This window comes from Nocardiopsis rhodophaea, assembly GCF_039530945.1.
Lineage (GTDB): Bacteria > Actinomycetota > Actinomycetes > Streptosporangiales > Streptosporangiaceae > Nocardiopsis_C > Nocardiopsis_C rhodophaea.
Map to the genome: position 1 here is coordinate 18,017 of NZ_BAAAPC010000001.1, position 26,476 is coordinate 44,492.

Sequence of the window (26,476 nt, forward strand, 5' to 3'; positions counted from 1 at the left end):
AGTAACCCACGTGTCGCAGGGGTCAGGGGAGCGACCAAATTCGGCCATGCCGAAGGATGAAGGTGGGGCGTGGGACGGGGGCAGATCATCCCCACACCTGCATGGTCAGCCATCGAGCCGGCCGGTCTTGATGGCCCGGAGGGCGGCGGAGCACTCAGCATCCGCGAAGGTGAGGTGGCCGGGGCTGGGGTACGTCCAATCGCGTCTTACCTCACCGCTGTCCACGTCCTCGACCGTACGGCGACCCGCACCACGCGACTCCCCATGCTCTGCGGAAGGCCAGTAGCGCACCGTGGCCACATTCGGCATTCCTCTGGAACCGCCGACAGGCCAGCCGATAATCTCAGGCGGCCGGAGGTACGCGCCGAACCGAAAGGGTTGGGGTGGAGTACTCGCAGTTGCACATCGCGCTCGCCCGGGCAGCCGTTGAACGTGCGGCCCCAGATGAGCTCCCCCTCTTCGATGTCACGTCCGACGCCTACTTCACCCACCGCAAGCAGTCCCGACGGCACAAGAATGCCGACCGCATGCTTGATTTCGGTGTGGACGAAGCGGTTACCCTCGTCAGTCACGCCGCGCTCATCGCCGCCGGATACTCCGTGGACTACCTGGCGCAAAGGTCGGGCGAGGCGGCGGGGCAGGCCGTGGAGCGGACCACCGCAAGCTGGTGGAAGCGTCTGACGGTGTGGAAGCGCGAGTCCGAGGAGCCCACACAGCCCACGGACCAGCAGGATGGGGAGCAGCCCGTATCCCTCACACCGGACCAGCTCACCGCCGTGCGGGAGCTCGCCCACCAGCGTTCTGTCGATGCCGGTGTCAGTGCTGAGAAGGCGCGGCTGATCGCCGACTCCATCGTCGGGGAGCTCGCTCTTCTCCCCCACGAGCACTGAGCCGCCGATCATGGCCGCGGACGAGGATAAGGAGGCACGCCCGAACCCGTTCGCGTTCCCGGCCGACACGGCCATCCGCTTCCTCCTGCTGGCCTCGGCGGTCCTCAGCGCCGTTCCGCTGCTGACGTTCGGCTTCGGCAAAGCCGTCGCACCGGGAACGAGAGCCGAGCTCGACGAAGCTCAGGAATGCCTTGCCGCGGTGGTACGGAACGCGCCCGACGCGGGTGGCGGCTCCTCCATCGCCGAGAACACGGCAAAGGCTTCTGATGCCATCGCCGCCTGCCCGAAGACCGACTACACGCCGATTGGCGTTTTCCTGCTGAGCGTTATCGCGGTCCTGGTCGTTCTCGCCGTCGTGCGCTACGTGCTGATGCCCCGAGGGCGGATCCGACGCCAGGGCCTGGTGCCGCTTCCAGCCGAGGGAATGCCGGAACTCCGCTCTGATCTGGATCAGCTGTGTGCGCGGGCCGGTGTCGACCGAGAGAAGATCACCTTCCTCCTCGCCCCGCTGGATCGCCGCGTGTCAGGACTGGCGTTCGGGCGCTTCGGGCGGCGTTACGTCCTCTTGCGCCGCGGCCTGGTGGAGAGTTTCACAACCGACCCGCCCCTGTTCCGCGCGATCGTCCTGCACGAGCTCGCGCACATCCGCAACGGCGATATCGACGCCACCTACCTAACGGTCGCCCTCTGGCGTACGTTCGTGGTGTTCATGCTCGTCCCTGCCTTGATCCTCACGCCGATACGGATCGTCGTCGCAGGATGGGAACGCGGACTCGGCATCAGCGTGCGCCTGCTCGCGCTGGTACTGATCGTGCTGCTGGTCCGCAACGCGGTGCTGCGTTCGCGTGAGCGGCACGCCGACGCCCGCGTCGAGCAGTGGGGCGCCGGCCGAGATCTGCGTCGGGCATTGGCCGCTGCACCCCGGCAGCGCTCGGGGGTGTGGTCCTGGTTCAGCACCCATCCGGACCCCTCCGCGCGCAGAGCGGCTCTGGACGACTGCCGGATGGTGGGCGCGGTCGGTGCGGGGGACGGCCTGCTGCTGGGGATCGTGGCCGTCTACGCGTACCAGACGCTCCCCGAGTTCATCGGGTGGATAATTCCCGGTCGCGGTTCAGGTCGCGCGGCTGCGAGCGTGGCGATGGTCGCCCTGGTCGCGGTCAGCGTCGCACGCCCGGTGCTGGCGGACGCAATGGCAGCCTGTGTAACCCGGACGCGGGTCGCCGTCAACGCGTTCGGGATCGGGTTGGGGGTGGGCATTGCGATCGGCCCACAGCTGGCGGTGATCAGCGCGATACGGCCGGGCGGTACACCGCATGCTGATCTAGCTAGCCCGGGCGCGCTGGAGTGGCTGGTGTGGTCGTCGATCGTTATTGCCACCACCTGGTTCTGCGTCCGCTGGCTCGCCGAGACGTCGAGGGCGTGGATGCCCTACCTCAGTTCGCGGTGGACGCCGGTTCGCGTGTTCGCCGCGGGAACCGTGCTGGCGTTCGGCCTGTTCCTGTGGCTGCCCTACCTGCTGGGTGTGCCTGGTTTTGTCGCGTTCGGAGTGGTCCTGGTGATGCCCGACGTCCCACGGCTGCTGATCCTTGTCGGAGTGCTCGCGTTGAACATCGCGACGTCACCGTGGGCAACGGTGACCTGCCTAGCCGCGCTGTGGGTCGTGCCGCTGGCGGGAACTCTCACACGAAGCGGGACCGCGCGGCCGTGGGTCTGGCTGCAGCCCGCAGAGCAGGCGGGACACCACCGTGCGCTAGGCGACGGCGAACGCCGCACAAGGACCGTGGCAGCACGGCTGCTCCTGCTCCACGCGCCGCTCCTCGGCCTGACATTGGCCGTGACGGTCATTGCCGCGGGCGCTCTGGTCGCCTGGGTGGCGCCGTAGCCGCCTGGCAGTGAGGGAGTGCGGCGACCTGTGGGGCGGGGCGTGACCCGCGCCCCACAAGTGGGCCAGTCAGCGGTCGAGTTCGCCGGTCTTGATGGCGAGGGCCTGCGGTCCGCTGCGGCCAACGGGCCTTCGCCGGGGGACGCAGACAAGCGTGAGAGAGCCACAGGTCGCGCTGTAGATGACGCAACCGCCCAGCGTCTGTCCGTTGCGAACGATCTGGGCCGCATGGGCCTCGGCCCATGCCTCCAGGTCGGCCATGTCGGAGACCTCACGAATCTCACAGTAAGTGGCCATCACGACTCCACCCTCGCCGCATGGAAGAGGAGCTGGGATGCCTCGGCCTTCGATAGACCGCACTCACGCACCAGGGCGCGGTGGGCTTCCCAGAAAGGGGCGCGCAGGCGCACGATTCGACCACCGAGCCCACGAACGGTGAAACTCAGCATTGATGAGACGTCGGGGTCGTAGGTGACACTGAAGTCGCCGCACACGACCCGCGTGATACGAGAAGTCATCGGACCTCCTCCTCGTCCCTCAGCGCGACCACGCTGGCAAACTGCTGGAGTCGTCGAGCCTCGATGCCCCGCTGGTGTTCCAGGGCCATGACGTATGGGCGGATCCGACGGCTGCGTCGCGATGGCAGGATGGACATGTCATCAGCTCCCTACAGCTGGTGGCCGTGCCCCGGGAGTTCGCCGCTCGCCGGGGTCTTTTTGTCTCTCGACGTTGCCGAGTACGGCCGAATATGCCCATCCCAACTCGGGTATCTCACCATGAGATACCCTGAGCGTCATGCATGCTCGCTTGGTCATCCCTGAGCGCGCGTGGCGCGATGGCGAGACGCGCAGGCTCCTGCGCAACCGCGACATATCAGCGCTTTTCCGACTCGCGCACAGCCACGGTGTCTCACAGTCGCGAATCGCAACAGCTACGGGCCTGACACAGGCGCGGGTCTCGGAGATCAGCAATGGAGTGCGAGCGGTCACCGCGCTCGACGTGTTCGAGCGGATCGCAGAGGGCTTCGCCATGCCCGACGACGCCCGGGTATTATTCGGACTCGCCCCCAAGCATCCAGCTGGCCTCGATCATCTCGGTGCCGCGGGCCGCGCTGAGATCCTACGTATCTTCCCCTCGCAGTCGACTGCGGTGGACGAAATCCGTTCGGAGGCCGCACAGGCCCAATCAATCGAGGTTCTCGCTGTGCGTGGTCTCGGAATCATTGGATTGAATGACTCGCTGCTTCGCAGGACAGTGCGCGCCGGTCGAACGAGGTTGCGCATGCTGCTACTCGACCCCGACTCTGCGGCGGCAGTACGGCGGGTAGCCGAGATCGGGGAATCGGAGGAGGCATTCGCCTCTGGCATCCGGCTTGCTCTCGCCCGTCTCCGAGAGCTCGCTGAAGAGGGATCCGTCGAGGTTTATGTGTACTCGGCCTTTCCCGTCTGGCGGGTGATCGCTCTAGACGATGTGATGTACGTGTCTGCGTTCGGGGATGAGTGGGAAGGCCACGAGTCAGCCATGTACAAGCTCGCCCCAACACCCTACGGTGCCCTGCATCGTGGGATTCGCCGGCACTTTGAGGAGCTACGCCGGTCCGCACATCGCGTGATCTGACGGAACTGGGAGAGGGGACGTCCGTGGCCATCGAAGCAGAGTTGAAAGCTCGCGTCAGCGATGTCGACGCCGTGCGGAAAGAGCTCCGACAACGCGCGGTGGAAGAGGTTGCCGTCTACCGAGACACCTACTACGACTGGCCCGGACACGAGCTAACGGGGCAGGGTCGGGAGCTGCGCGTGCGCGTGGTCGAGCGGGACGGGGGCCGACGCGTGCTGCTTACGTACAAGGCACCGCCCGTCGACGAGGCGAGCGAGTCGAAGCCGGAGTACGAGACACAGGCAGAGTCCCCTGAGGCTCTGGACGCGATCCTGCGCGGTCTCGGCTTCGAACATCTCGTATCCCTCGTCAAGCACTGCGCGAACTTCACGTTCACCGTCGGCGCCCGCGAGTGCACGGCCACGCTCGTCACCGTGCCCGAACTCGACGGCACGTTCCTGGAGGTCGAAACCATCGTTGGCGATGACGAGCTCCAAGACGGACTCGCCACCGTCCGCAGGGTGCTCGGTGATCTGGGAATCGGTGACGCGGACCTGACCACCGAGCAGTACACCGAGGCCGTGATGGCGATACGCAGGTAGCCGGATAGGAGATGAGTGCAAGGGTCATCGCAATTGCCTTGCCCTGCTGCTACGCGCCCCGGTGGGAGTGTCCGAACAGTAGGCATCCTCCCTCGTCGAAGGCGCAGTCCTCTATCGATTCCCAGGCTGAATTCCCGCTCCAAATCGGTCTTCACCTGGTCGAGGGTGCCTCGGATGTAGTGACCCTCCATCCGGGCTCCACCAGGATCGGCACCGAATTCCAGGCCGTAGAAGCTCTTCGCGAACATCGCGGGGCGGTCGTGGGCGATGATGACATCCCCGCAGCTGCCCCGCCAGGGGTCAGCTCAGCCATCCCGGCTTGACCAGGCCCGCCTCGTAGGCGATGACGACGAGCTGGGCCCGGTCGCGTGCGTTCAGCTTGGTGAGGACCCGGCTCACATGCGTCTTCGCCGTCGCGTGGCTGACCACGAGCCGGTCCGCCAGCTCATCGTTGGACAGGCCACCGGCCACAGCGACCAGCACCTCCCGTTCCCGCTCGGTGAGGCTGCTCAGCTGCGGCGCGGGCGGCGGCTCCTTGATCCGTTCGGCGAACTCGCCGATCAGGCGCCGCGTCACCGACGGAGCGAGCAGGGCGTCGCCGCGCGCGGCGACGCGGACGCCATGGATCAGCTCCATCGGCTCGGTGTCTTTGACGAGGAAGCCGCTGGCGCCCGCCTTCAAGGCTCCGTAGACGTATTCGTCGAGATCGAAGGTCGTCAGGATGACCACCTTGACATCGCGCAGCCGTTCATCAGCGACGATCCGCCGGGTCGCCTCCAGCCCGTCGACGACCGGCATCCGGATGTCCATCAGCACTAGGTCGGGCCGGTGCTCGCGGGTCATGCCGAGTGCTTCGGCGCCGTCACCGGCCTCGGCCACCACTTCGATGTCGGGTTCGCCGTCGAGGATGGACCGGAACCCCGCACGGACGAGGGTCTGGTCGTCGGCGAGTACGACCCGGATCACGTGGCGCTCCGGTTCGTCATCTGGCGGCTCCTCGGCTGCGGCTGCTGGTCCCGGTTGCGTTTCCGGGCTCGTGGACCAGTCTCCCCGCTTTTCAGCCGAGGTAGGAGCGTTCGGGGCCGGGTTCCGGGAAGACGCCGGGAGGCAGGTCAGCCGTGAGTAGGGGCAACACCACTGTCTCCGTTGATCTCGGCGATATCGACCGAATGTCGGCGGTTATTCGGTCGATATCGCCGAGATCAACGGGGGATGCGGGGGGCGGCATCGGGTCTTAGGACTCGGGGGTGTCAGTCCCCAGTGGCAGCACGGCCCGAACGCGGAAGCCGCCCTCCGGTCGCGGCCCGGCACTGAGTTCGCCGCCGACGGCCGACGCCCGCTCGCGCATGCCGCGCAGCCCGTTGCCCTCATGAATGGACGATGCCGAGACGCCGGCCCCGTCGTCGTCGACCTGAACGGTCACCTCGTTCGTGCCCCGGCGTACCAGCACCGACACCGAGGTCGCTCCTTCCGCGTGGCGGCGGATGTTGGTCAGGGCCTCCTGCGCGATCCTGTACGCGGCGACGTCGATGGGCGAGGGCAGTTCCGATTCCATGCCCTCGGTGGTGACCTCGACGGCGATTCCCGACTCCCGTGTCCTGTCGGCCAGTTCACCGAGCTGGGCCAGGGACGGGCCGGGGCTCACCGGCGCGGCCTCGTCTTCGTCGACCTGACGGAGCACCCCCAGCGTGGAGCGCAGCTCGCTCAGTGTCTCCTTGCTGGTCTGCTTGATCGCCTCCAGCGCGGCAAAGGCCTGCTCCGGGTCGCGTCGGTGGACCGCCGCCCCCGCCTGCACGTTGATCAGCGAGATGTTGTGTGCGACGACGTCGTGTACCTCGCGCGCGACGCGGAGCCGTTCCTCGGTCGCGTGGCGGCGCGCCTCCTCGGCCCGGCTCCGCTCGGCCTCGACCGCTTTTTGTGCGGACTCCCGCAGGTAGGCGCGCCGGCTGCGGGCGACCTCACCCGCGGCGAAGATCGCGATCAGCCAGGAGAGCACCATCAGCGACCTGCTGAGCTGGAAGGCGATGATCTCGCCCGCCGAGAAGACGGCGAGTGCCAGCAGCGTCGCGGTAATGGCCGACATCCGGTGGCGCTCCGCGGCCAGTCGTAGGACGCCGACGATGATGGCGAGCCACCCCGTCCAGGAGTCGACCGCCCCCAGCATGTAGTACAGCGGTGTGCAGACCGCGACCACGACACCAGTGACCAGCGGAAACCGGCTCAATACCGCGAGCGAGGCCGACGCGGCGACGATGAGCAGCAGGGGCACCGCGCGCAGCGGTTCACCCGAGGCCTCGGAGACGAACAGCTCGCCGGTCAGCATCACCCCGAAGACGCCAACGGCCGACACGATGTCCAGGGTCGTGCTGGTGAGCCGAGCGCTGATCCCTCTGCTCAGTCTGCTCAGTCTGCTCAGTGCGCTCGATCCCGGCCGGTCGCTGGGGAGTTCCATGACGAGTGCTCTCCTCAGGCCGGACGATCCACGTTGGTGTCGACGGTACGCGGCGCCCCGAAGCGGCGTCCCGGTCACAGCCCGCGGTTCTCACCGGACACACGGGAGGCCTCTGGCTTGCGCGCCCTCATCACCAGGAGGGGTGCCCCGACGAAGCCGATGACAGCCAGGACCCCCGGAAGGAACCTCAGGGCCCGCAACGACTCGATCCCGCCGAACATCATCACGGCGCTGATCGCGATGGCTTCCGACACCACGATTCCCAGGACGAACCCGCCGAGCACACCGAACAGCGCGGCGCCCAGCACACGTAGAACCTGCATGTCCTTCTCCCCCTGCTCCCTGGGATGGTTGCGGTGTCCAGAGTGAGGTAGGAGCGACCGACGGCGCGTCGGTCCTGGGAGGGCACGCGCCCTACATCTCGGGGCGTACGCGGCTCGGCCGCCGCGCCCCGGCTCCGGACGCCCCGGGTCAGGTGATGGCGCCGCGTTCCTGGCCCTCAGTCCGGACGCGCAGGCTCAGCGCGATGAGCGCGGCACCGAAGACGACCGCGTACACGCCGATGATGAACGCGATCACGACGGCGCCCAGGTACGGCAGGATCGCCACCAGCACGCCGAAGACCACGGACAGCACACCGGCCAGGATGAACAGCCACTCCCCGCTGATCTCCCGGCGAAGCTTGACCGCCGCGACGATCTCGAAGATGCCGGTGATGATCGCCCACGCGGCGAACAGCAGCGCCATCACGATGATTGTGATCTCCGGCCAGGCCAGCACGATGAGCCCGAAGCCGATGCCCGCGATCGCCGCCACCACGAACGGAGCGCGGTGCCCCGCCTCCGCCCGGAACCCCGCGATCCCGGCGAAGATGCCGTCCACCAGCACGTAGGCGCCGAAGAAGATCGCGAGGAGCAGCAGCGTCAACCCCGGCCAGAAGATGGCGAACAGGCCGAACAGCACCGCGATCGCGCCGCGCACGGTAAGCACCCACCAGTGGCGTGCCAGGTTGTCGAGCATGTCTCCCCCGTCTCCGCGCTCCGTTCGTCCAGTGGCCGACTGCTGGAACGCACGTTGGTGCCTGTGCCCCGAGGACGCCCGTGTGATCACCAATCGCCAGGAAAAAGTCACCCAAAGTAGCAGAACGCGGCCGAAGAATGCGGTGACGGGGAAGCGCCGAAGGGCGCCCCGTCACCGCGGATACGGGATGACCGGGTCCTGTCTCTCCCGACGTCGCCCGGGGTTGTCAGGCGCGCCCGGGGTAGGCGCGCTCCCCCGGGCCGACGTAGAGCTGACGCGGGCGGGAGATGCGGGTCGCCGGGTCGTTGAGCTGCTCGCGCCAGTGGGCGATCCAGCCGGGCAGGCGGCCGATGGCGAACAGCACGGTGAACATGGACGTCGGAAAGCCCATCGCCCGGTAGATGACGCCGGTGAAGAAGTCGACGTTCGGGTAGAGCTTGCGCTCGGTGAAGTAGGGGTCGGCCAGCGCCTTGTCCTCCAGCTGCAGCGCCAGCTCGAACAGCTCGTCGGGCCGCTCCTGGCGGTCCAGGATCTGCCGGGCCAGGCCCTTGATCTCGCGGCTGCGCGGGTCGAAGTTCTTGTAGACGCGGTGGCCGAAGCCCATCAGGCGGGTCTTGCTCTCACGGTCCTTGACCTGCGCCAGGAAGGCGTCGAGGTCGCCGCCCATCTCGCGGATCTGCTCCAGCATCTCCAGCACCGCCTGGTTGGCGCCGCCGTGCAGCGGGCCGAAGAGGGCGTTGATGCCGGCCGAAACGCTGCCGTACAGGTCGGCCTGCGAGGAGCCGACGACGCGCACGGTGGCGGTCGAGCAGTTCTGCTCGTGGTCGGCGTGCAGGATGAGCAGCAGGTCCATCGCCTTCGCGAAGAGCTCCCCGACCTCCCCTTCGGGCTTGGCCGAACCGAAGGTCATGTTCAGGAAGTTCTCGACGTAGTCGAGGGAGGGGTCCGGCGCGATCGGCGTCTCGCCGATGGAGTTCCGGTAGATGTGCGCGGCGATGGTCGGCAACTTGGCCAGCAGTCGCGTCGTGGCGAGATCGACCTGAGCGGGGTCCTGCGGGTCGACGCTGTCGGCGTAGAACGCGGAGAGGGTGTTGACGGAGCTGGCGAGCAGCGTCATCGGGTGAGCGTTGCGCGGGAAGGCGTTGAGCATGTCCGCCATGCCCGCAGGCAGCTCGGCGTTGGAGCGCAGCTCGTCAGCGAACTCCTTGAGCTCGGCGGCCTCCGGAAGCCGACCCTTGATGAGCAGGTAACAGACCTCAAGGAAGGAGCTACCCGTGGCCAGGTCCTGGATCGAATAGCCGCGGTAGCGAAGGATCCCGGCGGCGCCGTCGATGTAGGTGATCTCCGACTTGCACGACGCGGTGTTGCCGAATCCGGGGTCGAGGGTGACCATCCCGGCCGTCCCCAGCAGGTTCTTCACCTCGAAGGCCTGATCGCCTTCGGTACCGGTCAGCAGCGGCAGAGTCTGCGTTCCGCCGTCGTACCGCAGCTCTACCGTGCGCTCTTTGCCGTCATCGCTCATGGCCGAGCCAACCTTTCCAGACTTGCGGGGGTAGCGGGTGTGCGGGGGGATAATGCCCCTCGTATTCGGTGTCGACAATGTTCGGTTTTAATAAACTCCGCGTTAAACGAAATCATACAATTGTCACGAACCGGCTAACAGGTGACGCATGACACAGCGCCAACAGGCGGAGAATTGCCGATTCAAGAAATATTTGCCGTATTTATCACACCCATGAGGGCGCGTGGTGACCGCGTGCGCACGGAGGCGGGCGGGAAGGGTTCACAGATGTGACCACCGGTGCACCGCCCCAGCGCCCCGCAGGGCCGCCCGTGGTACAGCTCACTGGACAATCCGTTCCCCGGGCCCGTCCGCCTGACGACTCGGTACGGTCCGTCCCTGGTGGTCCAAAGGCTGTGACCAGCCCTCTCACCACTATGGTGGCGGCCGCGCGTCCTCACGTTACTCCTCGGTTGGTACCCGGGCGAACGGGGCCGCCAACGCAACGCCGACGGGAAGTATCGCCAGGGCCATAACCACTGGCGCGTAGGAGCCGACGAGGTCGTGCCCGAGCGACAGCAGCAGCGGGGCGATCGCCGTCGAGGAGACCGCCACCGACTGTGTCAGGCCGCGCAGCGACCCAATGACCTCGGTGCCGTAGTAGAACGGCATCGCCGCCGCCTCGACCGACCTGGCGCCCGCACCCGCCGCCCCCAGCGCCATTCCGTAGACCAGCGCGCTCACCCCGGGTGACACGAAGGGCAGCATGGCCATCGCGCCCACGTGCATCATCATCGCGATGAAGATCAGCAGCTTCGACGAGAACCGGCCGACGGCACGCCCGATCCACGGCAGGGCCACCGCACCGCCCAGGGTGCCGATGAGGTAGGCGCCCGACACGACGGACCGGCTGACGTTCAGGTCACCGATGATGTGATCGACGAAGACGGACAGCCCCGCGGTCTGGCCGGGGCCGCTGAGCGCCATGACGACGCCGGGCAGGGTGACGATGGCGACGGTGCTCTTGGCGCGGGGTGGGGGCGGAGTCGGTGGTGGGGGCGGGTGAAGAGGAGAGGCTGGGGGAAGCGGCTCCGGGGGCGGATGCCGTCACGGCTCCAGTCCCGGGTTCGGGGTGCGACGACAGTAGGAACACCACCTTCGTCTCGGTCCAAGGCCGTGGCCCAGGCAAGTCGCCAGGCCACGGTTGGCCATGGGGCGGTAGGACGCTTCCTGGCGGTGGGAAGCACGGAGACATCAGATCGGATGTCGGCCGACTCATGCCACGGGTCGTCCAGCGCCTTCAGATTCCGGCCCCGCACGAGCGGTTTCCGCGACGCTTACCCAGTGTGGGTGCGTTCCGCCTCCATCAACGCACAACATCGACTCGGGCGCGGCATTCGCCACGATCCGCCGTGTTTTACATCGCACACCGCGCCGAATCCGCCTCTCCTGCAAACCGGGATACCAGGGACACCCCCCGGCACCGCAGGCTTCGCGGGCGACGCGGGTGTCGTGCGCTACGCGCTCTCCTCAACGCCTCCGGCGAGCAGCGGCTCCATGGTGACGTCCGGATAGTCCCGCTCGATCACGCGCAGGCGCCACTTGTTATGTACGAGCATCAGCAGCTCTCCGTCAGAGCGCCGCTTGAGCACTTCCGCGCCTGACAGCCCGTGCAGCGTCGGGGCGGACTCGGCGTCGGTTCTCCGGGCGAGGTTGTAGTCCAGGAACGACAACTCGACTGGTGCCCGGAACTCCTCCTCCATGCGGTGCTTGACCACGTCGAACTGGAGCGGGCCCACCGCCGCGAGCACCGGCGCCTGCTCGCCGCGCACGTCCGACGTCAGCACCTGCACCACGCCCTCACTGTCGAGCTGGGCGATACCGCGCTGGAACTGCTTGTAGCGGCCCGAGTCGACGGCACGGGCGACCGCGAAGTGCTCCGGGGCGAAGCTCGGGATCGGCGGGAACTCCACCTTCGGCCCGTCGTAGAGCGTGTCGCCCACGCTGAGCGCCTGGGCGTTGATCAGCGCGATGACGTCGCCCGGGAAGGCGATGTCGATCGTGTTGCGCTCGCTACCGAACACGGCCTGGGTGTACTTGGTGGCGAAGGGGCGGCCGGTGGCGGCGTGGGTCAGGACCATTCCGCGGTCGAAACGGCCGGAGGCCACCCGGACGAACGCCATCCGGTCGCGGTGCGCCTTGTCCATGTTGGCCTGCATCTTGAACACCTGCCCGGAGAACGGCGCGGTGACCGGGCGAATCTCCCCCTTGGCGTCCACGGGGTCGCTCGGGGCGGGCGCCACCGCCACGAGGGTGTTGAGCAAAGCCGACACACCGAAGTTGGGCAGCGCCGCGCCAAACAGAACCGGCGACGAGTCGCCTGCGAGGAACGACTTCTCGTCGTACTCGGCGCCGATCTCCTCCAGCAGTTCGAGCTCCTCGACCGCCTGGGTCCAGGCCTCCTCTTCGACCTCGGCGGCCTGTTCCGCGGTCAACTGCTCCTCCTCCGCACGGGTCGCCCCGCCGGGCGTGCGGTGCATCTTGGTGTAGGTGCCGCTGGCGCGGTCGATGAGCCCGCGGAAGTCCCCGGCGATGCCCACCGGCCAGTTCACGGGGGTGGGGCGCAGCCCGATGCGCTGCTCGATCTCGTCGAGCAGTTCCAGCGGCTCCCGGCCGGGCCGGTCCCACTTGTTGACGAAGGTGATGACCGGCATCTTGCGCGCACGGCACACGTCGAACAGCTTCAGCGTCTGCGGTTCCAGGCCCTTGGCCGAGTCCAGCAGCATCACCGCGCAGTCGACCGCCGATAGCACCCGGTAGGTGTCCTCGGAGAAGTCGGCGTGGCCGGGGGTGTCGAGCAGGTTCAGGACGCAGTCGCCGTAGTCGATGCGCAGCGCGGCCGAGGTGATCGAGATGCCGCGCGCCTGCTCCATCTCCATCCAGTCGGAGGTGACGCCGCGGCGGTCGCCCTTGCCGTGTACCGCGCCCGCCGAGGAGATCGCCGCCGCGTGCAGGGCCAGCGCCTCAGTGAGCGTGGACTTACCGGCGTCCGGGTGCGAGATCACCGCGAAGGTCCGGCGCCGCCCGGCCTCGGTCGCGGTCTGTCCGCTCTGCTGGGTCACATTGTCCGCTGTCACGCTCACCGGCGTTCCGTCTCCTCGCTCGCAGCTTGGCCGACTCGTCCTGTCGGGCCTGCTTGCTCTTGGTACTTGCGACGCTGGTCGCGCAGCCGGCCGCCGAACTCCTCCGCGATCGTCAACCGCTCGCGCAGCACGGCGCGCCGCTCCTCCACCACGGACTCGAATTCCGCGAGGCGGTCGAGGAGATCCGCCCGCTCAGGCCCCGATGCGGCGCCCTCGTCGAGCCGGTCCAGGAGGGAAAGCAGCTCGCCCATGTCCTCAACGCTGAATTCCAGCAACTTCATCCGCTTGATGAGCAGCAGCCGCTCGATGTCGGACTCGGTGTAGAGCCGGAAACCGCCGCGCGAACGCGCCGATGGGACGACCAGGCCTACCTCGCCGTAGTAACGGATGGTCCGGAGCGACAGGTTTGTCCGCTCGGCCACCTCACCGATCTGCATGTGAGCAGCCGTTCGCGACATCGCCGCCCCTTCCAAGTAATCTACCCTAACGTGAGAGTCAAGTTCGTGGCTGTCGGCGCGCACACGTCACCGCATCCGCCCAGCCTACGTGCGTCACGCCGCTAGCGCGTGATGGCTGCTACCCCTCGTCTTCGAGGATGCCGTCCACGACGTCGCCAAGTACCAGGGCCCGGTCGCTGTCGGACAGGGTGCGCAGTTCGCGCAGGGCGGCCCCGGTGTCGAACCTGTCCCCGGCGCGGCCCTCGATCACGCACAGCCGGGCCACCTCCTGCGTCGGCAGGTTGAGGAACTGCGCCTCGGGAGGCGGGGCCAGACCGTAGAGGGTCACCGGATAGCGCGAGTGGCGGGTACGCCACTGCTCGGATCGCTTGCCCAGAAATCCATGGAGCAGCGAGTCAAAGACTCCGTCGGGTTCCAGGTCACGCAGGGCCGAGCGGTCCAGGACGATCCTGCACTCCCCGCAGTTGGCCAGCTCAGCCCTGAGGAGGCGGCGCGCCTCACTGTGCGTCACGTGCTCCGCGTTCAGCTTCATCGGGTGCCGGTGGGCCATGTCGCCAGCGTAGCCGGACGACCACGGCGATCTCAGGAGTCCCGCTCCTCCAGGGCGGTCCGGACGCGCCGCAGCACATCTTCTCTACTCAGGGAGGAGGGATAGACGGCCACCAGGACGGACTCGGCGGACTGGCCGAACTCAGCGGGCTCGCTGGGCCCAGCGGCCCCGCGGGACGCACCCCGCTCGCGGAGTTCCGCGCCGAGCGCCCGCCCCACGAACTCCATGGCGCGGTCGAACCGGTCCCAGGGGACAGGGCGCTGCGGGTCACGCAGCCAGGAACGCAGCACGTGGTTATGCGCGGCGATCACCGACGCCGCCAGCGCCTCCCCCGCCAGCACCCGCGTGCCCTCGGTCTCGCCCCGCGCGAGATGCCGGCTGAACGCGCCCTGGTAGCGAGCCGTCATGGCGATCTCGCGGTCGCGCAGGCGGGGGACCGCGCGCACCAGGCGGAAGCGGGGAACGGTGATCTCCGGGGTGGCCACATACCCCTGGAAGACCATGCGGGCGGCGGCGCAGACGGTGGCCACGGGGTCGTCGTCGGGGGCGGTGCGCAGATAGCGGACGACCGACTCGAAGAGATCGTCGTGGCCGGAGAAGAGGATGTCCTCCTTGGAACCGAAGTGGCGGAAGAGGCTTCGGCGGCTCACCCCGGATTCCTCAGCGATGTCGTCCATCGTGGTCGCTTCGTATCCGGCGGACTCGAAGAGGCGCACCGCGGCGGCCACGACGTCGTGGCGAGCGGGCATGCCGCCTCGGCCCTTCCCGGGCTGGTCTGGCTGCGCCACGCGCTGCTCCTCTCTCGGGTCTCCATCCGCTCGCGCAAAACCTAGCCGAGGGATAGGTGCGAAATGTTGACTTAGCCCTTATTGTGACACTGGATGCCAGCATGAGGCACGTAGTGCCACGAGGGAGGCGCGGGAGACGATGAGCGACTTCGACCTGTTCAAGACGAGCGAAGAGCACGAGGAACTGCGCGCGGCCGTCCGCGCCGTCGCCGAAGACAAGATCGCCCCGCAGGCCGCGGAGGTCGACGCCCAGAGCGCGTTCCCGCAGACGGCCTACGACGCCCTGCGCGCCACCGACTTCCACGCGGCGCACATCCCCGAGGCCTACGACGGCGTCGGCGCCGACGCGCTCGCGACCTGCATCATCATCGAGGAGGTGGCCCGTGCGTGTGCCTCCTCGTCGCTGATCCCCGCCGTCAACAAGCTGGGGACGATGCCGCTCATCCTGGGCGCCTCCGAGGACGTCAAGCAGCGCTACCTGACTCCGGTCGCGCGCGGCGAGGCGATGTTCTCCTACGGCCTGTCCGAGCGCGAGGCCGGTTCTGACACGGCGAGCATGCGGACCCAGGCCAAGCGCGACGGCGACGACTGGATCCTCAACGGGCAGAAGTCCTGGATCACCAACGCCGGGGTGAGCGAGTACTACACGGTCATGGCGGTGACCGACCCCGACGGCGCGCGCGGCCGCAACGTCAGCGCCTTCGTCGTGCACGCCGACGACGCTGGCTTCACCCTTGGCGAGCCGGAGAAGAAGCTCGGCATCAAGGGCTCGCCCACCCGCGAGCTGTTCTTCGACGACGTGCGCATCCCCGGCGACCGCCTCGTGGGCGAGGTCGGCGACGGCCTCAAGATCGCGCTGCGGACCCTCGACCACACCCGCGTCACCATCGGCGCCCAGGCCATCGGCATCGCCCAAGGCGCGCTCGACCACGCGGTCGAGTACGTCAAGGAGCGCAAGCAGTTCGGCAAGGCCGTCGCCGACTTCCAGGGCATCCAGTTCATGCTCGCCGACATGGCGATGAAGCTGGAGACCGCCCGCCAGATGGTCTACGTGGCCGCCGCGAAGTCCGAGCGGGGCGACTCCGACCTGTCCTTCTTCGGCGCGGCCGCCAAGTGCTACGCCTCCGACGCGGCCATGGAGATCACCACCGACGCCGTCCAGCTCCTCGGCGGCGCCGGGTACGTGAAGGACTTCCCGCTGGAGCGCATGATGCGCGACGCCAAGATCACCCAGATTTATGAGGGCACCAACCAGATCCAGCGCCTGGTCATGGCCCGGCAGCTGCTGAAGTAGGCGCCACCTACTCGGGAGGGCCTTGGTCACCCTGCCTTTTCATCGTGAGCGGGGTGGGGTGGCCAAGCCCCCGTTCGTACGTCTACGGAAGGGTTTCGATCGGAGTGTCAGGCAGGTAGTGCTGCCACTCCGCCGCCGGAGCGGTCGTGATGATCGGCCAGCCGGTGTATCGAGTCGCCGCTTCGTGGATGACGTGCGCGTCTGCGAGGGCCAAGCCGTCATCTTGCCAACGGGCGGCGAGGCGTACGACGGCTGTCGCCGTATCCCTATCAAGGTCTCCGAAGGTGAAGATCGGCGCCTCCAGGCGCTCTTCCACTCCTGTGACACGGACCGGCGGCACGGTGTACAGGCCAGCGGCCAGGGCCAGTGCCGGCACATGCGGCGGAATAACGCGACGCTGGGCGAGACCGACCAGGGCTGTCATGCAGACGGAGCCTTCGGCCCAAGCATTCAGTGCGGACGCTGTGAGAATCTTGCCGCCGATCACGCGGCTTCATCCGAGGCGCCGCCGGTGATGCCCTGCGCCCATCGCATAGCGCGCTCGTAGTCCTGTGTGCCGCTATCGCCAGCCTGGACCAGGTCCTGCTCGATGAGTATCTGAGCGCGTTCCTGACGACGCTTCTTCTCGGCCAGAGCCGGGTTCACCCAGACCGACACCGAACGGGCCTCTCCAGCATCGACAGCGGCTTCGGCGGCCGCTAAGAGCTCAGGGTCCAAGGTGAGCGTGACACGCTTCTTCGCTTCACTCATACCTTCATCACACCTAGCGGCCCTGGGTCGTCGCGAGGCAAAGAAAAACAGGCGGTCTCACCGGACGAGGATGTCCCGGGACTGTGCGAGGCCGGACCCATCCCTCCTCTAGAGTTCTCGGGTGCATGTGGACACTCTCTCCGCGAACCAGGCCAACCTCTCGAATGGCGGGCTGCTGGGCGCAGCGCTCACTCACCGGCACGAAGACAGCTACCGCCTGCCCGTGCTCCTGTGGGAGGCAGGGCCGGGATGGCGGATGCTGTCGTCTGGGGTCCTGGGCGGCGGACTGGGACCGCGTTCGTATGTGCTGAACGCCCAGGTTCCCGGCGACTACCGGCGCACCGATCCGGAGGCACACCTCGCCGAGATCGCGGCGTCAGCGGGGTTACAGGGCCACGGAGTCGGCCTGATGACGGCCGCCGACGTCGCGGACGCCGCCTTCGCGGCCGACGGCGGGGTGGAGGCGACCGCGACAGTCGGGATCGGCCGACCCACGTGGGCTGCCGCACCGAGCGAATTGGACGAGGCCCGACTGGAGCACGCCGGAGCAGGGGACGCCGTCGCCGAACAGTTCGCCCCGGGCACCATCAACATCATCGTCGCGGCCCCAGTCCCGCTGTCCGATGCCGCCCTGGTGAACGCCGCCTCCACCATCACCGAGGCAAAAGTCCAGGCGGTCATGGAGGCCGGGTTTGCGTGCACCGGAACGGCCTCCGACGCGCTCTGCCTGGCGGTGCGGACCGAAAGCGATGCCGGGCCGACCGCGTCATTCGGCGGCCCGCGCTCGCAGTGGGGCGGCCGCATCGCACGCGCGGTCCACGCCGCTGTCTACACCGGCGCGGTGCGGGACGCGAAGCGAACTACCAGGCGGCAAGGCAACCGCTGCCGCAGCACCTGAGGCACCACGACGCGGGAGCGGCGGGCGTCTTCCATGCCCGCCCCGCACAGTCAACCGAAACGGCCTCGGCGCCTGACGGCTTGGCTGGTCGTTGGATCTGGTGGTCAGGAAGCGGGCTGGAACGACTTCGACATCGCGTCGAGGATCGCCATGTTCTTATCAAAGTCCTCAGGCTTGGAGACCAGGAGGATCGTGAATCCCTCGTCGTCGGTGAAGAACCCGCGACTGACGCAGTTCCGGGTGTAGCCGGAGCCGAACGTGAACTCCCACTGGGCCGCGCCCTCGTAGTTCCCGGTCCAGTCGGCGTCGAGCGTTGTGACCGACGAACTGTCGCGGAAGCCATCGAAGCTGCCGCTGTACGCACCCTTTTGTCGGCGCATGTAATCCGCAGGGTCGTCGGGGCTGCCCACGTGGTCGACCTGCATGTAACCGCGGTCGGGGAAGCGGAACTTCACGCGGGAGCCGCTCTCCCGCTCCATGCTCCAGTTGGTGGGGACTTCGACGGAGTACCCGGTGTCGTCGGTGTAGCGTTCCATCTCCGGAAGGTCCGGGTTCTCGTCGTCCTTGGACTCGTCGTCGCCCTTCTCCGTGTCCTTTTCCTGGTCCTCGCCCTTGCCGTCCACGTCCGCATCGGCGGTCGGACCCGAAGCGGAGGACTCGCTCGGCGCACCGGCAGCGGACGGATCGGCCTCGGACATTTGGCGCAGCCCCCAGGCCCCCACGCCGACCACGAGGAGCAGGGCGAGGGCGCCTGCGACCGCCATGAACAGCTTGCGGGCATCACGCCCGACACGAGCGCCCCGAGGGCCAGGGCCCGGTGGGATGCCCACCGCGTGCTCCTCTGATGCCTTCTCCGCGGTCGGACGTGCGTCGGCCGCACTGGCCGTGCGGCTTCGTTCCGGCACCTTGGCAGTGGAGGGAGGCACGGAGACACCGCCGGTCGCCCACCGCGCCTTCTTGTTGTTCTCGGAGACCAGCTCCTGCAGCAGATCGGCGGCCTCGCCGACCGCCATGCGCTTCTCCGGATCCTTGTTCAGTAGGCCGTCGAGCAGCGGAGCCAGCGGTCCGGCGTTCTCGGCCTTTGGCACTTCCTCGGTGACGATCGCGGTCAGTGTCGCCATCGAGGTCGGTCTATGGAACGGCGACTCCCCCTCCAGCGCCTGGTACAAGGTCACGCCGAGCGACCACATGTCGGTGGCGGGGGAAGCAGGCTTGCCGTGGGCCTGCTCGGGGGCGAGGTAGGCGGGCGAACCAATGAGCAGTCCGGTGCTGGTGAGCGCGGTAGTGCCTTCGAGCCGGGCGATGCCGAAGTCGGTCAGGACGGCGCGGTCGCCGCGGGCGATCAGAACGTTGCCCGGCTTGATGTCGCGGTGCACGATGCCGCGCTCATGCGCGACCGCCAGCGCTGCCAGCATCTGCAGGCCGATCTTGGCCACGCGCTCGGGCTGGAGGGTTCCCTCCTTTTTGAGGAGTCCGCTCAGCGAGTTGCCCCGGACAAGCTCCATGACGATCCAGGGACGCTCGTCCTCTTCGACCACGTCGAAGACGGTGATGATCGAGGGGTGAGCGAGCCGCGCGGCACTGCGGGCTTCCCGAAGCATCCGGGTGCGCAGGATGTCGACTTCCTGCTCCGGCAGGTGCGGCGGGATGCTGAGCTCTTTGATCGCGACCGGACGGTCCAGCAGCTCGTCGGTGCCCTGCCAGACGCGGCCCATCCCGCCTTCGCCGATGGTCTCGGTCAGCCGGTAGCGGCCGGCGAGCAGGCGTCCCGGCTCAGAATGCTCGGTGCTCATCCTTGAGGGTTCCTCGATCGTCGGGGAGAGGACGTCCGCCAGAACCGGACCGTCACCTAGGCGAGTGTAAAAGGAGGTAACCCACCACAAGCGACGCAAATCGACCCTGACCATGCTGGGGGTGACTGGTCCGTGGTCTCCCTTACCCCGATTGACGTGGGGATACACGCAGAAACGACACCTCACCCAATCGGTCGGTAATCCTGCCCACCCGACCTGTCCGCAACCGCCCCCAACCTCACCTCACGTGTTCGCCACGTCTCCCGGCGCACCGGTCGCGGGCTGTTCGGCGATCCGGTTCAGGGTCCGCAGATGGTGGCCGAACGCCTCGCGCCCCTGCCGCGTCAACGACACCCACGTGGTGGTGCGCCTCCCTTTCTGTTCCTTGCGCACCTCGACATACCCGGCTTTCTCCAGGGTCGTCAGGTGCTGCGACAACGCCGAGTCACTGACCTCCACGGTGTCGCGCAGCATCCGGAACCCGGCGCGCTCCAGCGGGGACAGGGCGGCCATGATCGAAAACCGCACCGGCGAGTGGATGACCGAGTCGAGCTCGTGGCGTAGATGGCTCATACGCGCACCCGCCAGCACGCCGCGATGAAGAACGGCAGCGCCATGACCAAGGAGGCAACGGTCCACATGGGCAAGGACGTGTCGAACTGCCAGCGCACGAGCGGCCCAATCCCCACGAGGTAGAGCAGGAGCCAGATGGTGCCCGCTATGTAGAACCGCCTGCGCCCTCCAACGGGGAAGGCACCTCGCCGATCCACCCATTGACCAGCAAGCACCGTGAGGGCTCCCCACACAGCGATCACCACATACCGTTCCCAGCCATTCGGGTAGAGCGCCTCCAGGCCGACAATGAAGCCGACCGCCAGAAGCCCTGCCACCACGAGATAGACGCGGAACCACCGCGCGGCTCTGAGCGACCGCCCGCGCATCCGTTCCGCCTCAGCCAGAGCCGCCTCCACGCTCCACTGCCCTGTTCCCATCGGCGCACTTCCTTTCGTGTACTTCAACGACTTTAACACCCATAAAGTGTTTGAGTCGGCGAAGAACCCCACGGCGTCGGAAAGCCCACCCCCAACGCACCGCCACGCGAAGAAGAGTCCCGGAATCTCCCACGGCGTCGGAACTCTCGCATACGATGGCGGTGTGACTTGCCCAAAGTGCCAAGGCCAAATGCAGACCTTCGACCGCATGGGGATCCACCTTGAGCAGTGCGAACGCTGCCGCGGGATCTTCCTCGACCATGGGGAACTGGAACAGATCGTCTCCGCCGAGCAGCGCCACTACGGGCCGCCGCCCATGCACCAGGCGCCGACGACGTACGCCGACTCCCCGCGCGGCTACCGCGGGAAGCCGGACTCCCCTCAGCCCTACCGCGGCGGATACGGACACCAGGGGTACAAGGACTCGCCGCGCCCCTACGGGTACGCCGACTCCCCGCGCCCCTACGGCAAGAAGCGCCGCAAGAGCTTCTTCGAGGAACTGTTCGACTAACGACCGAGCACGTTGAACCCCCTTATCTGCGCCCATTGCGGTGCGCGCACCGAATCCCCCTACGTCACACCTGACGGGACGGCCCTCCGGTGCGTCGACTGCGGCCGCCAGCGGCCGTTCCGTCGCCTCCCGCTCTACTGCGTGACCGGCCCCAGCGGCACAGGCAAGTCCACCGTGGCCCGTCTCCTCGTGGAGGCGCTCTCCGACCGATTCGTGGTCCTGGAGCAGGACGTGCTGTGGGTCGATGGCCTGCGCGACCCCGCGGACGAACACCGACTCTTCCGGTCGACGTGGCTCCGGATGGCCGCAATGGTGCAGCAGAACGGGCGCCCGGTCGTGCTTTGCGGAACAGTGGTCCCACCGGAGCTGGAACCGCTACCCGAGCGCGCCTTGTTCTCGGAGATCCACTACCTGTCGCTGATGTGCGACCCGGAAGTCCTCGCCGCCCGACTCCGTGCCCGCCCCGCGTGGCGTCAGTGGGACGAACCGCGCATCGCCGAGATGCTCGACTACACGGCCTGGATCGCGGAAACGGCACACGAGATGGACCCGCCGGTTTCACTCGTGGACACGACGAATGCGACGGTCGAGTCGACAGCAGCCGACGTCCAGTCCTGGATCGAGCGCACACACGACCAACGCATGGTAGCCGCCGAGGCCTCCACCGTTCCCGGTACCGGCAAGCTCAGCGGCCACATGTGACGGCCCAATCCCCGCGCGTGCGGGGAGCAGTCTCGGTGACCTGCGCTTTTATCTCGGGGCCACCCTCGAATATGCAACTTCTTGAGAGTCGGACATGAATCAACAAACACCCCACTGATGCATATCCCTAACCACCCCTCCCACGCCTGCACGCCCTAGTTGCTATCGAGTGCTTCAGGCGGCACAGAATCTTGCCCGGTCGATACGACATTCGAAAAGCCACGGGGGCGGACTGCGGTGAGGGTATCGCAGGCCGCCCCATCATTTGATGGCTATGCCGGGGTCAGTTCCTTGTGGTCGGTGGCCGCAGATCCGGTCGGTGCCGCCTCGTTTCCTGCCAGCGGCTTGAAGCGGCGGAGGCGGAGGCTGTTGCTCACCACGAAGACGCTGGAGAACGCCATCGCCGCGCCAGCGATCATCGGGTTGAGCAGTCCGGCTGCCGCCAATGGGAGAGCCGCCACGTTGTAGGCGAAGGCCCAGAACAGGTTGCCCTTGATCGTGCCCAGGGTGCGGCGGGACAGGCGGATCGCATCGGCGGCGACGCGGAGGTCGCCGCGGACCAGGGTGAGGTCGCCCGCCTCGATGGCGACGTCCGTCCCCGTACCCATGGCCAGGCCAAGGTCGGCCTGGGCGAGGGCGGCGGCGTCGTTGACGCCGTCGCCGACCATCGCCACGGCCTTGCCCTCGGACTGCAGGCGCTTGACCACGTCGACCTTGTCCTCCGGCATGACCTCGGCGATGACCTGCTCGATGCCGACCTCGGCGGCGACCGCGTGGGCGACGTCGGTCTGGTCTCCGGTGAGCAGGATCGGGGTCAGCCCCAGATCGCGGAACTGTCGGATGGCCTGCAGGCTCGTGGGTTTGACGGCGTCAGCGACGACCAGCATCGCGCGCGCCTTGCCATCCCAGCCGACCGCGACCGTCGTACCGGCTTCTGCCGCCTGCGCCGCACGCTCGACGAGGCCGCTGGGCACTTCCATGCCGTGCTCGGCCAGCAGCGAGGCACGGCCGACGATGACCTCGTGGCCGTCCACAACTCCCTGGACACCCAATCCCTCGATCGCACGGAAGTCCGCAACCGGCCGCAGCTCGCCAGTTCGCTGTGTGGCTCCCTTGGCGATGGCCTGGGCGATGGGATGCTCCGAAGCGTTCTCCAATGCCCCGGCCAGGCGCAGCACCTCGACCTCGTCAGTGCCCTCGGCGGCCACCACATCCGTCAGCGTCATCTTGCCGCTGGTCACGGTGCCGGTCTTGTCAAGCACGACGGTGTCGACGCGCCGGGTGCTCTCCAGCACCTCCGGGCCCTTGATCAAGATGCCCAGTTGGGCACCGCGCCCCGTTCCCACCAGCAGAGCCGTGGGAGTGGCCAGGCCGAGCGCGCAGGGGCAGGCGATGATGAGCACGGCAACCGCCGCCGTGAACGCCGCGTCCGGCGCGCCGCCCGTCCCCAGCCAGAAGCCCAGCGTGGCCACCGCGAGAACGATGACGATCGGAACGAAGACGCCGGAGATCCGGTCGGCCAGCCGCTGGACCGCCGCCTTGCCGTTCTGCGCGTCCTCCACCAGGCGGGCCATCTGGGCGAGCTGGGTATCGGAGCCGACGCGGGTGGCGCGGACGACGAGGCGTCCTCCGGCGTTGACCGTCGCCCCGGCGACACTGGAACCCGGCCCCACCTCGACCGGCACGGACTCACCGGTCAGCATGCTCATGTCGATCGCGGAGGTGCCTTCCTCCACGGTGCCGTCGGTGGCGACTTTTTCTCCCGGCCGGATCACGAACCGGTCGCCCACGGCCAGCTGGTCGACGGGCACCCGCTCCTCGCGTCCGTCGCGCAGGATGGCGACGTCCTTGGCGCCGAGTTCGAGGAGGGCGCGCAGCGCGGCCCCCGCCCGGCGCTTGGATCGGCCCTCGAAGTACCGACCGAGGAGGATGAACGCCGTGACGCCGGCGGCGACCTCAAGGTAGATGTTGCCGGAACCGTCGCCACCGCTGATGGTGAGCTCGAAGGCGTGGACCATGCCTGGCTGGCCAGCCGTGCCGAGGAAGAGCGCGTAGACCGACCAGGCGAACGCCGCGATCGTTCCCATCGACACCAGCGTGTCCATGGTGGCCGTGCCGTGCTTGAGGTTCTTCCACGCCGCCTGGTGGAAGGGGAAGCCGCCCCAGACCACCACCGGTGCGGCCAGCACCAGGGAGAGCCACTGCCAGTAGGTGAACTGCAGCGCGGGGATCATCGCCATCGCGATGATCGGGACGGCCAGGGCGAGGCTGATGAAGGCCCGGTCGCGCAGCTGACGCACCTCGGCCGCCTCGGCGTCCTCAGCTTCACCTCCGGAGCGTCCAGCGGCATCTTCCGTCTCCCGTGCGGGAGGCGGCGGGGGCGCGGCCGTGTACCCGGCCTTCTCCACCTGGGCGATGAGGTCGTCGACCGTGACGCCCTCGGCGAAGTCCACCTTGGCCTTCTCGGTGGCGTAGTTGACGGTGGCGGTCACGCCGTCCAGCTTGTTGAGTCGCTTCTCGATCCGATTAGCGCAGGACGCGCAACTCATACCGCTGATGGCCAGTTCGATCCGGCCTTCCGCGTGTTTGAGGTCTGGGGTTCCGCCGTCCATTTCAGGGGCCTCCTCTGATCGAGTCTATGGAGGGTGGGAGTATCCGGAGCTGGCGGTTCGCTTCAGTGCCCCGGCTCACTGCCGCCCGCCTCTCCCACATCGCCCGCCACTGCGGTGAACTCAGCGGTGTGGATTTTTCCGTCGTGCCGGAAGTTCAGGTAAAGACGGTAGTGACCGGGCGAAGGGACCTGGGCCGCGAATCCGATGTGCGGGCCGGGCGCGGTCTGTCCGTCGCTGGGGCGGCCGTTGGGGTGGATGTGCGTGTAGGCGAGATCGCCGTCGCGCAACGCCACCAGGTGGCCGTAAGCGCCCAGGTAGGTCTGCAGGTCGGTGACGGGCTCGCCGTCCTTGGTGACGGTGAACGTGAGCTCGCTTGACCGCCCCGCTGCGGGCTGTCCGTCGAGTTCGACCTCGTATCCGTCGACTTCCACCGTGGCAGCCGGCTCCGGCAGAGGCGCCGGGCGGTAATCACCCGGGACGGCGATGTCCGCTCCGAGGACGCGGCCCTGCCGGTCGCCGTGGCCGTCCCCGTCTCCCGCCGGGATGAAGTCGGCGAACACTCGATAGGGACCGGGGGTATCTACCTGGGCGGGAACGCTCCAGACCCCGTCGTCGTCCATCCGGGGGTGTAGATGCTGGTACCCCGCGAGGTCGCGGCCGACCAGGATGACGTGCATCCGCTTGTCGTGCTCGGTGGCAAAGTCGGTCACCGGATCACCGTCCGGGCCGGTGATCCGGAAGGACAGGCGGGCCTCCGCGCCCGCCTTGTCCGGCGCGGTGAGCAGGTCGAGGGTGTAGCCACCCTCGGAGACTTGCAACCCCTCCGGCAGGGCTTCGGTGTCCGAGGGCCCAGTAGCGGTGTGACCGTTCTCACCTGCCGCGGCCGGGGGTCCGATGGGGCCGACCAGACGGCCGACCCCGATCGCCCCGCCGAACGCCAGGACCAGCCCCAGGCCGTAGACGCCCAGTTTGGCGGGGACGTTCATCAGCCGGCCTTCACCGCGTAGCCGGCCTCCTCGACGGCGGCGCGGATACGCGCGTCGTCCAGGGGACCCTCGCTGGCGACCGTGAGGCGCCCTGTCGGCAGATCGATGTCGACGTCGGTGACGCCGGGAACGCCCCGGACCTCCGTGTCGACCGAACTGACGCAGTGGCCGCAGGTCATGCCATCGACCTCATACACGGTGACGGTGTTCGCCGACATTCCGGCCTCCTCGCTCTCAGTGGGACCGCCGATTCGACCCCTGACAGATCCACGGCGTGGACACGGCGGCGGTTCGGCTCCCCACTCCATCTGATTACATCATCATTCGTACCGTACCCCCCTAGGGTATATCAAGCCTGGATCTGTCCCCACGTCACCGACATTCGGCATCTCGACGGACGAATGACCTCAGAACGGACACCTTGCGCGCCATGTGGGGCGGGTATCCGATGACCTGCAGCCCGGGATGGGGCGCCTCCTGGAGTCCGCCGAGCGCAGTGACCGGCCCATCTCCGGACTACGGCTGCTCGCCCGCTCCACCCGGGGGATCGACGGCGGCGAGCCGGTCGACCTCGCCGACGCCGCGCAGCGGGCACTGGGGGGGCACAGGCCGAGACGGCGGAAGCGGCCTGGGGCTGTCCGTCGTCCGGTCGATCGCGATAGCGCGGGGCGGCCACGCCGATGCCGCCCCGCGCCCGGCGGTGGCCTGGTCGTCACGGCCCGCCTGCCTCTACTGGGCGATGATGAAACGCCGTAACGCTCCGTCTGGAATCCCGGCAGCCGAGCGCCCGACCAATGGCGATAATCCCCCGATTATCGAGCGATGTCACAGGGTGGCTACATGCCATTTCTTCCTCTACGCCCGAAACACGTCACCGGAGATCGAGATGATCGACGTCACCGTGATTGGCGTACACCCGCGCAGGTGACAACTGTGAATACGTGGGGCCCACGCCCCGAGATCCCCGCGCACAGCGCAGTTGCGGGCGAGGCCGAATCAATCCCGATGCACGGACTCGCCCCCACATCCTCAGGGAGGCCAATGAGAACCAGAGGT

General features: G+C 67.8%; 29 protein-coding genes. 8 read left to right on the plus strand and 21 right to left on the minus strand.

What is annotated here, in order from left to right:
- The first annotated feature begins 383 nt into the window (after positions 1-383).
- Together ABD259_RS00075 and ABD259_RS00080 are read left to right on the plus strand one after the other, a co-directional pair.
- Positions 384-890 (plus strand): hypothetical protein, encoded by a 507-nt coding sequence (locus ABD259_RS00075; RefSeq protein WP_344159175.1) that lies wholly within the window; start codon positions 384-386, stop codon positions 888-890.
- Positions 891-900: 10 nt separating this feature from the next.
- Entirely contained in the window at positions 901-2,772 is a 1,872-nt protein-coding gene (locus ABD259_RS00080; RefSeq protein ID WP_344103360.1) for a M48 family metalloprotease, read from the plus strand.
- Between the two features lie 69 nt (positions 2,773-2,841).
- Here the strand turns inward: ABD259_RS00080 and ABD259_RS00085 are convergent, their stop codons facing one another.
- From ABD259_RS00085 to ABD259_RS00095, 3 genes are read right to left on the minus strand one after another with little or no spacing between them, the layout of a single operon-like run.
- Positions 2,842-3,069 carry a hypothetical protein gene (locus ABD259_RS00085; RefSeq protein ID WP_344159178.1) on the minus strand — a complete coding sequence of 76 codons (228 nt, stop codon included), beginning with the start codon at positions 3,067-3,069 and terminating at the stop codon, positions 2,842-2,844.
- On the minus strand, positions 3,069-3,290 hold the full coding sequence (locus tag ABD259_RS00090; RefSeq protein WP_344103356.1) for a hypothetical protein: 222 nt from the start codon (positions 3,288-3,290) through the stop codon (positions 3,069-3,071). Before ABD259_RS00090 ends, ABD259_RS00085 begins: the two co-directional genes overlap by 1 nt.
- Positions 3,287-3,427 carry a hypothetical protein gene (locus ABD259_RS00095; RefSeq protein WP_344103355.1) on the minus strand — a complete coding sequence of 47 codons (141 nt, stop codon included), beginning with the start codon at positions 3,425-3,427 and terminating at the stop codon, positions 3,287-3,289. Before ABD259_RS00095 ends, ABD259_RS00090 begins: the two co-directional genes overlap by 4 nt.
- Before the next feature lie 152 nt (positions 3,428-3,579).
- Here ABD259_RS00095 and ABD259_RS00100 point away from each other — a divergent pair, with 152 nt between their 5' ends.
- Entirely contained in the window at positions 3,580-4,389 is an 810-nt protein-coding gene (locus ABD259_RS00100; RefSeq protein ID WP_344159181.1) for a hypothetical protein, read from the plus strand.
- 23 nt (positions 4,390-4,412) lie between these two features.
- Positions 4,413-4,970: a class IV adenylate cyclase gene (cyaB, locus tag ABD259_RS00105; RefSeq protein ID WP_344159184.1), complete on the plus strand. Its 558-nt coding sequence runs from the start codon at positions 4,413-4,415 to the stop codon at positions 4,968-4,970.
- A 300-nt stretch (positions 4,971-5,270) separates the two neighbouring features.
- Here cyaB and ABD259_RS00110 read toward each other — a convergent pair whose 3' ends face one another.
- The 10 genes from ABD259_RS00110 to ABD259_RS00155 form a co-directional block, all read right to left on the minus strand.
- Positions 5,271-5,936, minus strand: a complete 666-nt coding sequence (locus tag ABD259_RS00110) for a response regulator transcription factor (RefSeq protein WP_344159187.1) — start codon at positions 5,934-5,936, stop codon at positions 5,271-5,273.
- A gap of 268 nt (positions 5,937-6,204) precedes the next feature.
- A complete protein-coding gene (locus ABD259_RS00115) occupies positions 6,205-7,422 on the minus strand; it encodes a sensor histidine kinase (protein WP_344159190.1) in 1,218 nt (405 codons plus the stop codon).
- Positions 7,423-7,496: 74 nt separating this feature from the next.
- Positions 7,497-7,745 (minus strand): DUF5957 family protein, encoded by a 249-nt coding sequence (locus ABD259_RS00120; protein ID WP_344159193.1) that lies wholly within the window; start codon positions 7,743-7,745, stop codon positions 7,497-7,499.
- Positions 7,746-7,893: 148 nt separating this feature from the next.
- A complete protein-coding gene (locus ABD259_RS00125; protein ID WP_344159196.1) occupies positions 7,894-8,442 on the minus strand; it encodes an HdeD family acid-resistance protein in 549 nt (182 codons plus the stop codon).
- Positions 8,443-8,668: 226 nt separating this feature from the next.
- Positions 8,669-9,964 carry a citrate synthase gene (locus ABD259_RS00130; RefSeq protein WP_344159199.1) on the minus strand — a complete coding sequence of 432 codons (1,296 nt, stop codon included), beginning with the start codon at positions 9,962-9,964 and terminating at the stop codon, positions 8,669-8,671.
- Between the two features lie 441 nt (positions 9,965-10,405).
- Positions 10,406-10,930 carry an MFS transporter gene (locus tag ABD259_RS00135; RefSeq protein ID WP_344159202.1) on the minus strand — a complete coding sequence of 175 codons (525 nt, stop codon included), beginning with the start codon at positions 10,928-10,930 and terminating at the stop codon, positions 10,406-10,408.
- A gap of 530 nt (positions 10,931-11,460) precedes the next feature.
- Positions 11,461-13,086, minus strand: coding sequence for a peptide chain release factor 3 (locus ABD259_RS00140; RefSeq protein ID WP_344159205.1), 1,626 nt, complete (start codon positions 13,084-13,086; stop codon positions 11,461-11,463).
- Positions 13,083-13,523 (minus strand): MerR family transcriptional regulator, encoded by a 441-nt coding sequence (locus ABD259_RS00145; RefSeq protein ID WP_344159207.1) that lies wholly within the window; start codon positions 13,521-13,523, stop codon positions 13,083-13,085. Before ABD259_RS00145 ends, ABD259_RS00140 begins: the two co-directional genes overlap by 4 nt.
- Before the next feature lie 139 nt (positions 13,524-13,662).
- Positions 13,663-14,094, minus strand: a complete 432-nt coding sequence (locus tag ABD259_RS00150) for a hypothetical protein (RefSeq protein WP_344103331.1) — start codon at positions 14,092-14,094, stop codon at positions 13,663-13,665.
- A gap of 32 nt (positions 14,095-14,126) precedes the next feature.
- Positions 14,127-14,843, minus strand: a complete 717-nt coding sequence (locus tag ABD259_RS00155; protein WP_344159711.1) for a TetR/AcrR family transcriptional regulator — start codon at positions 14,841-14,843, stop codon at positions 14,127-14,129.
- Between the two features lie 178 nt (positions 14,844-15,021).
- Here ABD259_RS00155 and ABD259_RS00160 point away from each other — a divergent pair, with 178 nt between their 5' ends.
- Entirely contained in the window at positions 15,022-16,176 is a 1,155-nt protein-coding gene (locus tag ABD259_RS00160) for an acyl-CoA dehydrogenase family protein (RefSeq protein ID WP_344159209.1), read from the plus strand.
- 82 nt (positions 16,177-16,258) lie between these two features.
- On the opposite strand, the gene ABD259_RS00165 is transcribed toward ABD259_RS00160, so the two are convergent.
- Complete coding sequence (locus ABD259_RS00165) at positions 16,259-16,663, minus strand: hypothetical protein (protein WP_344159212.1); 405 nt, start codon at positions 16,661-16,663, stop codon at positions 16,259-16,261.
- Positions 16,660-16,926, minus strand: coding sequence for a hypothetical protein (locus ABD259_RS00170; protein ID WP_344159215.1), 267 nt, complete (start codon positions 16,924-16,926; stop codon positions 16,660-16,662). The genes ABD259_RS00165 and ABD259_RS00170 overlap by 4 nt, the downstream gene beginning before the upstream one ends.
- 127 nt (positions 16,927-17,053) lie before the next feature.
- Here ABD259_RS00170 and ABD259_RS00175 point away from each other — a divergent pair, with 127 nt between their 5' ends.
- Positions 17,054-17,824: an adenosylcobinamide amidohydrolase gene (locus ABD259_RS00175; protein WP_425573473.1), complete on the plus strand. Its 771-nt coding sequence runs from the start codon at positions 17,054-17,056 to the stop codon at positions 17,822-17,824.
- 104 nt (positions 17,825-17,928) lie between these two features.
- On the opposite strand, the gene ABD259_RS00180 is transcribed toward ABD259_RS00175, so the two are convergent.
- The 3 genes from ABD259_RS00180 to ABD259_RS00190 all read right to left on the minus strand — a co-directional run bounded on the left by ABD259_RS00180 (position 17,929) and on the right by ABD259_RS00190 (position 20,609).
- The gene (locus tag ABD259_RS00180) at positions 17,929-19,617 is read right to left on the minus strand and encodes a serine/threonine-protein kinase (RefSeq protein ID WP_344159218.1); all 1,689 of its coding nucleotides are present in this window, start codon (positions 19,615-19,617) and stop codon (positions 17,929-17,931) included.
- Positions 19,618-19,860: 243 nt separating this feature from the next.
- On the minus strand, positions 19,861-20,190 hold the full coding sequence (locus ABD259_RS00185) for a winged helix-turn-helix domain-containing protein (RefSeq protein WP_344103318.1): 330 nt from the start codon (positions 20,188-20,190) through the stop codon (positions 19,861-19,863).
- Positions 20,187-20,609, minus strand: a complete 423-nt coding sequence (locus ABD259_RS00190; RefSeq protein WP_344103316.1) for a hypothetical protein — start codon at positions 20,607-20,609, stop codon at positions 20,187-20,189. The genes ABD259_RS00185 and ABD259_RS00190 overlap by 4 nt, the downstream gene beginning before the upstream one ends.
- 163 nt (positions 20,610-20,772) lie before the next feature.
- Between ABD259_RS00190 and ABD259_RS00195 the strand changes: the two genes are divergently transcribed.
- Both ABD259_RS00195 and ABD259_RS00200 read left to right on the plus strand, forming a co-directional pair.
- Positions 20,773-21,120: a TFIIB-type zinc ribbon-containing protein gene (locus ABD259_RS00195; RefSeq protein ID WP_344103314.1), complete on the plus strand. Its 348-nt coding sequence runs from the start codon at positions 20,773-20,775 to the stop codon at positions 21,118-21,120.
- A 12-nt stretch (positions 21,121-21,132) separates the two neighbouring features.
- A complete protein-coding gene (locus tag ABD259_RS00200; RefSeq protein ID WP_344103312.1) occupies positions 21,133-21,822 on the plus strand; it encodes an AAA family ATPase in 690 nt (229 codons plus the stop codon).
- A gap of 272 nt (positions 21,823-22,094) precedes the next feature.
- Here ABD259_RS00200 and ABD259_RS00205 read toward each other — a convergent pair whose 3' ends face one another.
- The 3 genes from ABD259_RS00205 to ABD259_RS00215 form a co-directional block, all read right to left on the minus strand.
- Positions 22,095-24,434 (minus strand): heavy metal translocating P-type ATPase, encoded by a 2,340-nt coding sequence (locus ABD259_RS00205; RefSeq protein WP_344159221.1) that lies wholly within the window; start codon positions 24,432-24,434, stop codon positions 22,095-22,097.
- A 62-nt stretch (positions 24,435-24,496) separates the two neighbouring features.
- Positions 24,497-25,420, minus strand: coding sequence for a hypothetical protein (locus ABD259_RS00210; protein WP_344159224.1), 924 nt, complete (start codon positions 25,418-25,420; stop codon positions 24,497-24,499).
- Positions 25,420-25,638, minus strand: coding sequence for a heavy-metal-associated domain-containing protein (locus ABD259_RS00215; protein ID WP_344159227.1), 219 nt, complete (start codon positions 25,636-25,638; stop codon positions 25,420-25,422). The genes ABD259_RS00210 and ABD259_RS00215 overlap by 1 nt, the downstream gene beginning before the upstream one ends.
- Between the last annotated feature and the right edge of the window lie 838 nt (positions 25,639-26,476).

Bases quoted from the DNA above. Each gene is read 5' to 3' on its own strand.
- ABD259_RS00205 (WP_344159221.1), bottom strand. From the start codon at position 24,434: ATGGACGGCGGAACCCCAGACCTCAAACACGCGGAAGGCCGGATCGAA.
- ABD259_RS00185 (WP_344103318.1), bottom strand. From the start codon at position 20,190: ATGAGCCATCTACGCCACGAGCTCGACTCGGTCATCCACTCGCCGGTG.
- ABD259_RS00080 (WP_344103360.1), top strand. From the start codon at position 901: ATGGCCGCGGACGAGGATAAGGAGGCACGCCCGAACCCGTTCGCGTTC.
- ABD259_RS00210 (WP_344159224.1), bottom strand. From the start codon at position 25,420: ATGAACGTCCCCGCCAAACTGGGCGTCTACGGCCTGGGGCTGGTCCTG.
- ABD259_RS00190 (WP_344103316.1), bottom strand. From the start codon at position 20,609: ATGGGAACAGGGCAGTGGAGCGTGGAGGCGGCTCTGGCTGAGGCGGAA.
- ABD259_RS00170 (WP_344159215.1), bottom strand. From the start codon at position 16,926: ATGAGTGAAGCGAAGAAGCGTGTCACGCTCACCTTGGACCCTGAGCTC.
- ABD259_RS00180 (WP_344159218.1), bottom strand. From the start codon at position 19,617: ATGAGCACCGAGCATTCTGAGCCGGGACGCCTGCTCGCCGGCCGCTAC.
- ABD259_RS00160 (WP_344159209.1), top strand. From the start codon at position 15,022: ATGAGCGACTTCGACCTGTTCAAGACGAGCGAAGAGCACGAGGAACTG.
- ABD259_RS00115 (WP_344159190.1), bottom strand. From the start codon at position 7,422: ATGGAACTCCCCAGCGACCGGCCGGGATCGAGCGCACTGAGCAGACTG.
- ABD259_RS00135 (WP_344159202.1), bottom strand. From the start codon at position 10,930: ATGGCGCTCAGCGGCCCCGGCCAGACCGCGGGGCTGTCCGTCTTCGTC.
- ABD259_RS00125 (WP_344159196.1), bottom strand. From the start codon at position 8,442: ATGCTCGACAACCTGGCACGCCACTGGTGGGTGCTTACCGTGCGCGGC.
- ABD259_RS00095 (WP_344103355.1), bottom strand. From the start codon at position 3,427: ATGTCCATCCTGCCATCGCGACGCAGCCGTCGGATCCGCCCATACGTC.
- ABD259_RS00155 (WP_344159711.1), bottom strand. From the start codon at position 14,843: ATGCCCGCTCGCCACGACGTCGTGGCCGCCGCGGTGCGCCTCTTCGAG.
- ABD259_RS00090 (WP_344103356.1), bottom strand. From the start codon at position 3,290: ATGACTTCTCGTATCACGCGGGTCGTGTGCGGCGACTTCAGTGTCACC.
- ABD259_RS00150 (WP_344103331.1), bottom strand. From the start codon at position 14,094: ATGGCCCACCGGCACCCGATGAAGCTGAACGCGGAGCACGTGACGCAC.
- ABD259_RS00145 (WP_344159207.1), bottom strand. From the start codon at position 13,523: ATGCAGATCGGTGAGGTGGCCGAGCGGACAAACCTGTCGCTCCGGACC.
- ABD259_RS00120 (WP_344159193.1), bottom strand. From the start codon at position 7,745: ATGCAGGTTCTACGTGTGCTGGGCGCCGCGCTGTTCGGTGTGCTCGGC.
- ABD259_RS00215 (WP_344159227.1), bottom strand. From the start codon at position 25,638: ATGTCGGCGAACACCGTCACCGTGTATGAGGTCGATGGCATGACCTGC.
- ABD259_RS00085 (WP_344159178.1), bottom strand. From the start codon at position 3,069: ATGGCCACTTACTGTGAGATTCGTGAGGTCTCCGACATGGCCGACCTG.
- ABD259_RS00130 (WP_344159199.1), bottom strand. From the start codon at position 9,964: ATGAGCGATGACGGCAAAGAGCGCACGGTAGAGCTGCGGTACGACGGC.